Source organism: Nocardia farcinica, assembly GCF_029867845.1.
In the GTDB taxonomy this organism is placed as follows: Bacteria; Actinomycetota; Actinomycetes; order Mycobacteriales; family Mycobacteriaceae; genus Nocardia; species Nocardia farcinica_A.
Map to the genome: position 1 here is coordinate 1 of NZ_JARWRU010000892.1, position 4,620 is coordinate 4,620.

General features: G+C 71.4%; 7 protein-coding genes. 6 read left to right on the top strand and 1 reads right to left on the bottom strand.

The features are described 5' to 3' along the window. Positions 1-120: 120 nt before the first annotated feature. From QH283_RS19600 to QH283_RS19625, 6 genes are all read left to right on the top strand, one after another. The gene (locus QH283_RS19600; protein ID WP_280504442.1) at positions 121-573 is read left to right on the top strand and encodes a MarR family winged helix-turn-helix transcriptional regulator; all 453 of its coding nucleotides are present in this window, start codon (positions 121-123) and stop codon (positions 571-573) included. Positions 574-658: 85 nt separating this feature from the next. Further along, complete coding sequence (locus QH283_RS19605; protein ID WP_280504443.1) at positions 659-1,750, top strand: serine hydrolase domain-containing protein; 1,092 nt, start codon at positions 659-661, stop codon at positions 1,748-1,750. Positions 1,751-1,921: 171 nt separating this feature from the next. Next, positions 1,922-2,602: a DedA family protein gene (locus QH283_RS19610; protein ID WP_280504448.1), complete on the top strand. Its 681-nt coding sequence runs from the start codon at positions 1,922-1,924 to the stop codon at positions 2,600-2,602. After that, the gene (locus tag QH283_RS19615; protein WP_280504444.1) at positions 2,599-2,748 is read left to right on the top strand and encodes a hypothetical protein; all 150 of its coding nucleotides are present in this window, start codon (positions 2,599-2,601) and stop codon (positions 2,746-2,748) included. The genes QH283_RS19610 and QH283_RS19615 overlap by 4 nt, the downstream gene beginning before the upstream one ends. Positions 2,749-2,757: 9 nt before the next feature. Next, positions 2,758-3,696 (top strand): sensor histidine kinase, encoded by a 939-nt coding sequence (locus tag QH283_RS19620; RefSeq protein WP_280504445.1) that lies wholly within the window; start codon positions 2,758-2,760, stop codon positions 3,694-3,696. Continuing rightward, positions 3,684-4,334 carry a response regulator transcription factor gene (locus QH283_RS19625; protein WP_280504446.1) on the top strand — a complete coding sequence of 217 codons (651 nt, stop codon included), beginning with the start codon at positions 3,684-3,686 and terminating at the stop codon, positions 4,332-4,334. Before QH283_RS19620 ends, QH283_RS19625 begins: the two co-directional genes overlap by 13 nt. 12 nt (positions 4,335-4,346) lie before the next feature. Here QH283_RS19625 and QH283_RS19630 read toward each other — a convergent pair. Continuing rightward, positions 4,347-4,620, bottom strand: a 274-nt coding sequence (locus QH283_RS19630; RefSeq protein WP_280504447.1) for a hypothetical protein, incomplete at its 5' end; no start/stop codon positions are given.

Sequence of the window (4,620 nt, forward strand, 5' to 3'; positions counted from 1 at the left end):
GTATTTGTATGTATATGCAACTTCTTGCTGCCGGAGATAAGCATGCATGTACATGTAAACTCGCGTCAAGCCCGTTCTCGGACGGACGTTCCACCGCCCGTCGTTCCCAGAAGGAGTGCCGTGCCGAAGACCAGCGCCGTGACCTCGACCGAGGACGTCGAACTGTGGAACCGCCTGCTGCGCCTGCACTCCCGGGTCGAGAGCGCCCTCGCCACCACCATGCAGCGCCGCCACGGCCTGGGCCTGTCGGAATACCGCGCGCTCGAACTGCTGCACGCCGCCGCCAGGCGGGAGTTGCGCATGCAGGAACTCGCCGACGGCCTCGGCCTGAACCAGAGTTCGGTGACCCGCCTGGTGGGCAGGCTCGACGCGGCGGGCTACACGGTCCGCGACCTGTGCCCGGACGACAAGCGCGGTGTCTACACCGTGCTCACCGAGGACGGTCTCGCCCGCTACCGCGAGGCCCGCGCGACCTACGCCACGACCCTGGCGGCGGCCCTGGCGGAGACCGCCGAGGACGACAAGGACATCGGCGCACTGCTCACCGCCCTGCGCGGCGCGCGCGGGCACTGACGCCGCCGCGAATCCGGCTTTCCCCACCGCGATCCGGTGGTTTTCCGCAGTCCGCCCGGACCGGCCGTGTCCCTACCGTTTCTCCGTGAGACACATCTTCCGAATACTGCTCGCCCTTGCGCTGGTCGCTTTCGTGCTCGTGACAGGCGCGATCGTCGCGCTCGAGACCCGCCGCGCCCAGATCATCGGCTTCGTCGTCGAGAACGCCGTCCGGGACGGGGTGACCGCCGTGGTGCTGCGCGTGTCCGACGGCGACGGCGAGCGCACGTGGTCCGCGGGCACGATCGAGGCGGGTTCGCCGTCGCCCGTGCCCGAGGACGCCCGGTTCCGCATCGGCAGCGTGACGAAGACATTCGTCGCCACCGTGGTCCTGCAACTGGTGGACGAGGGACGGATCGCGCTGGACGCGCCGGTGATCGACTACCTGCCGACCGCGCAGGACAGCACGGTGACCGTGCGTCAGTTGCTCGATCACACCAGCGGACTGTTCGACTACATGAAGCTTCCCGGCATGTCGACGAACCGCTGGCGAGGCGAGGACCGGTTCGACTCCTTCACTCCCGAAGACCTGATGGCGGCCGCCGGCTCCGGCGCGCCCTACTTCGCCCCCGGCACGGACTTCCGGTATTGGAACACCAATTACATCCTGCTCGGCATGCTGATCGAAGCGGTGACCGCGGACCGCTACGGCGACCAGATCGCGGCCAGGATCCTCACCCCGCTCGGCCTGGACGACACCACGGTGCCCGGCCACGATCCGGCCGTGCCCGCCCCCGCACTGCGCGCGAGCCGCGAGCTGGACGGCAGGCGCACCGACGTGACGGAGATGAACCCGTCGCTGGACTGGGCCGCCGGGGAGATGATCTCGACCACCGCCGATCTGGCCGACTTCCTCGACGCGCTGCTGTCCGGCGAACTGCTGAGCCCGGCGGCCCTGGCGGAGATGCCCACCACGATCCCGATGGGGATGGGCTTCCACTACGGCCTCGGCATCCAGCGATTCGACCTGCCGTGCGGCGGACAGCTGTGGGGGCACGGCGGTGAGCTGCTCGGCTACCTGACCTACGCCTACCGCTCGCCGTCCGGGCGCTCGATGACGATGGCCGTCGTCTCCGCAGAATCCGATGATTTCCTGACCTTCGCCGCCGCCGCGACCGCGGTGTTCTGCCGGGCCTGAGCGCATTGGCCCCGGGTGCGGAAAACCGCACCCGCGGTGCGCCGACTCCTGCGGAAAACCCCAGCGACCTGGGCATTTCGCGTCGATAGCGTCGAGGACATGAGCGTGACAGACCAGACCGTGACAGCCCAGGACGTGACAGCCCCGCACTCGGCGGGTGCGGATCTCGCGATGCCGGAGGGCGCCGGGGAACTCACCGGCGTGGCGGCGTGGGTCGTCGAGATGATGGAGACCATGGGCGCCCCCGGCGCGGGAATCGCCGTCGCCGCGGAGAACCTCTTCCCGCCGATCCCGAGCGAAGTGATCCTGCCCCTGGCCGGTTTCACCGCCGCGCGCGGCGACATGTCACTCGCGGCGGCGCTGGTGTGGACCACCGCGGGCTCCATGGTCGGCGCACTGCTGCTCTACCTGCTCGGCCGGGGATTCGGCCGGGAGCGGATGCACGCGATCGTGGCGCGGCTGCCGCTGGTCCAGGTCGGCGATCTGGAACGAAGTGAGGCCTGGTTCGCCCGGTACGGGGCGAAGGCGGTGCTGTTCGGACGCATGATCCCGCTCGTCAGGAGCCTGGTGTCGGTGCCTGCGGGAGTCGAGGCCATGCCGGTCGGCCGGTTCCTAGCGCTCACCGCCGTCGGCAGCGCCACCTGGAATACGGTGTTCGTGCTCGCCGGATACGGTCTGGGCGAGCAGTGGACCGTCGTGGAGTCCTATGCCTCGGTGCTGCAGAAACTCGTCCTCGCGACGGCGACCGTCGCCGTGACGGTGTTCGTCGTGCGCCGGGTGCGCGACATCCGAACCCGTCGCCGCGACGCCCGCGCGCACCGGCCCGCGCCGGTCGATAGCCTCGAACGGTGACTCCGATCCGCCACGCGCAGGCCGCTGTGCGGGCGGGCCGCGCGGTCGTGGGCACGGTGGCGGGCGCGGGCAGCGCCGTCACCGGTGTCGTGCACCTGTGCCGCGGTTCGGGTGGGGGGGTGATGCGCGGGGGGGGCGCCGACTGAAAGCGACTGGTGCGCTGGTTCGGCGCCGACGCCGTGCGTGATCTGCCCGACCGTGATCCGGCGGGCTACCTGATGCGCCGGGCCGCCTACGGACCGGTCGTCGGCGCGGTCGTCGCCGGGGTGCTCGCCGCCGCGCTCGGTTACGCGAGCTGGGCCCTGTTGCTCGTGCTCACCGCCCGCGTCCCGGTCCTGGACGCGACCGTCGCGCTGATCGTCGCCGCGATCGCGACCTATCCGGCGGTGCGGACGGCGGTGTTGTCGGGGCGGTGGGACATCGCGCTCGCACTGCGTCTGCTCGGTGACGACGACACCGCGTCCAGGGTGCGGGAACTCGAACGCACCCGCGCGGAGGTGATCCGCGCGATCGACGACGAACGCCGCCGCATCGAACGCGCCCTGCACGACGGCATCCAGCAGCGCGCCGTGGTGATCGCGTTGGAACTCGGACGGGTTCGACGCCGGGCCGCGATCGGCGACCACGCCCTCGTCACCGATCTCGACCGGGCGCTGTCGCAGACGCAGGCACTGCTGACCGAACTCAGGGAGGTCGCCTGGCGCGTCTACCCCGCGTCGCTGGACGAGCACGGGCTCGCCGCCGCCCTGCGCGAACTGTCGTCCCACACCGCGCTGCCGGTGCGGCTCGACCTGCGACTCGGCGCGGAACCGCGACGCGACGTGGCGGCCGCGGTGTACTTCGTCGCGGCCGAGGCGGTCACCAACGCCGCGAAACATTCCGGCGCGAGCGGCGTCGACGTGACGGTGACGGGCCCGCGGGACGACGCGATCACCGTGACCGTGAGCGACGACGGCGTGGGTGGCGCCGACCCGAGCGGTTCGGGACTGACCGGGCTGCGGCGGCGGGTCGCCGCCCTGGACGGCGCCCTCACCGTGCACAGTCCCGACGGCGGGCCGACAGTTGTGGAAGCGAGGATTCCGTGCGTGTGGTGATCGGTGAGGACTCGACGTTGTTGCGCAAGGGGCTGGCACGGCTGCTCGCCGACGAGGGCCACCGCATCCTCGCCTCCGTCGGCAGCGCCGTCGAGGTCGAGCACGCCGTGGCGCGGGAGGTGCCCGACCTGGTGCTGATCGACGTCCGCATGCCACCGACCTTCACCACCGAGGGCATCGACGCGGCGCTGCGCCTGAAGTCGCGCCACCCCGAGGCCGGTGTCGTGGTGCTCTCCCAGTACGTCGAGCACCGCCACGCGCTCGAACTGCTCACCGGCGGCGTCGGCGGGGTCGGCTATCTGCTGAAAGACCGTGTCGCCCATATCGATTCGTTCCTGGCCGATCTCGCGCGGGTCGCCTCGGGCGGCACCGCCTTCGATCCCGAGGTGGTGCGCCGTTCCTTCACCCGTGGCCGGCGCGACGATCCGCTGGCGAGCCTGACCGACCGGGAGCGCGAGGTTCTCGAGATGATCGCCCAGGGATCGACCAACGCGGGCGTCGCCGACCGGCTGTCGATGTCGGTCTCCGCGGTGGAAAAGCACGCGAACTCGATCTTTCTCAAACTCGGGCTCGGGCGCGACACCGACCACAGCAGGCGCGTGCGCGCGGTGCTGTACTACCTGGACAACACCCGGTAGGCCGCGCGCCGGTCAGGAACGATTCGGACGCTCGGCCGGGTCGACGCCGACGCGGCGACAGCGGGCCGGGTCGACCGCCAGCGGGTCGAGCGGCAGCGGATCCAGGCTCGCGGCCGCGGCGAGCACGCGGTCGACCCGATCGCGGACGGGATCGGCGTGGGCCACGACGTAGCGGGCGGGCCCGCGACCGGCGCGGGCGCCGCGGCGAGCGGACAGCACCGCCAGCGGACGGCCGCCCACGGTGATCTCGCAGGCCGCGCCCGCGGCGATCCGCCGGGCGAGGGCA

Excerpts from the sequence above, each read along its gene's own strand:
- QH283_RS19610 (WP_280504448.1), top strand. The coding sequence starts at position 1,922 with ATGCCGGAGGGCGCCGGGGAACTCACCGGCGTGGCGGCGTGGGTCGTC.